The following is a 1,383-nucleotide window of genomic DNA, read 5'->3' as shown; positions in this document are numbered from 1 at the left end:
CCCAATGCCGTTAAGTTAAGCCTTACCGATACTGCCGTCTGGGTTTGGGCGTGATGCGGTTTTTGGGCCTGGGCGCTTTCCGATCGGGACGTTTCCGCTCCAGCGTGCGGGCATAGAGGGCGATCAAATCCAGCACCTGATCGTGCGGTACGCGTTGTATCAGCCAAGCGAAGAGTCGCATTTTCAGTGACTGGAGGATGTAGCTGATATTGGGGAAATAGCGCGCGGCTTTGTCTTCGGGCAAGGTGTCGTAGGCCTCCCGCGCCAGGGCTTCGGCCAAATTGGCGGTGAAGATTTTGGCGTGGATGTCCTGGCGTATGGATTCGGGCAATTCGCCGGTGAATTGTTCCAGATAAAGCCGGTGTTTGAGGATCTTGAAGGCTTCTTCGATGTGCCAGCGGGCATGATACAACTCGGCAAAGGCTTCAGCAGGATAAGCTTGGGCGTCGATGAGCGAGGTCGCGAGGATTTCGATGTGACCGGTGGACAAGACGATTTTGATCAGTCGCAAGGTGACGATTCTATCGACCAGCGTCATGCCGACAGCTTGGGCTTGCCGGCGGGCGTGCGCGGATACGGTGTGTTTGATTACCGTTTCGGTAAGGTCTGAACGTAAAAAGCGCTCGACGGCGGGCCATTGGTTGCCGTCCATCCGGGCGAGAAAGGACCATTGGCGCTGTTGCAGCAAAGTAAACAGCCAGACGGCGGGGAAGCCGCGGTCCATGATTAACAGGTCATCGCGGCCCAGTTGCGGCAGTAACTGCGCCAACAAGGCGCGCTCGGCATCGTCGAAACGGCCAATCACGGTTTTGACCATCAGTTTTGAAGCGCAGGCGAACAATCCCAAGACGCGGGCTAAAACATAAGGTTGACCGGCGCTATCGGTCTGTACGCCGAACTCGGCCTGATTTTCCTGCCAAGACGGCAAACGTAAGGTGGTCGAATCGGTTGCGACCAAACGCAAGCCCCGCCAACGCGGTTCAGGCAACAGTTCATCGAGCAAGCCGACCAGACTGTCGTTAAGCGCTTCGAAGGCCGTGGCTTTGAGTTTTTGCCGGGCTTGGGAAACGGCGCTTTTGCTCACGGCACGTAAGAAACCACTATCCAGCGTGGCGAACAGGTCGTCCAGGAGGCTTTGTAAGCTGCCCTTGAAGGCACACAGCAAAAAAGCCACGAGCACCGGAAAGGTGAGCACGCGTTGCCGAGTAAAGGCTTTATCGTGCGTGCGATGCGCGGCGATAAAATCGGACGAATGCAGAAGTTTTGAAAGATGGGCGAGAATGCTGGCATGAATACTGCTAAGTCGGCTTCATTGGTTTATCCTGTAATTTCAATCAGTTAACAGATCAATTATACCACAAAGCGCTTAACTTAACGGCATTG

At 55.1% G+C, this 1,383-nt stretch carries 1 protein-coding gene; it reads right to left on the bottom strand.

Translation table 11 applies throughout. The features are described 5' to 3' along the window. Nucleotides 1–22: 22 nt before the first annotated feature. Nucleotides 23–1,258: an IS4 family transposase gene (locus JJL52_RS21060; protein WP_236994409.1), complete on the bottom strand. Its 1,236-nt coding sequence runs from the start codon at nt 1,256–1,258 to the stop codon at nt 23–25. Between the last annotated feature and the right edge of the window lie 125 nt (nt 1,259–1,383).

Origin of the sequence: Candidatus Methylomicrobium oryzae, assembly GCF_016745425.1 — a bacterium.
GTDB classification, from domain to species: domain Bacteria; phylum Pseudomonadota; class Gammaproteobacteria; order Methylococcales; family Methylomonadaceae; genus Methylomicrobium; species Methylomicrobium oryzae.
The sequence above is the reverse complement of the archived record's forward strand: the minus strand, read 5'-3'. Positions and strand labels throughout refer to the sequence as shown.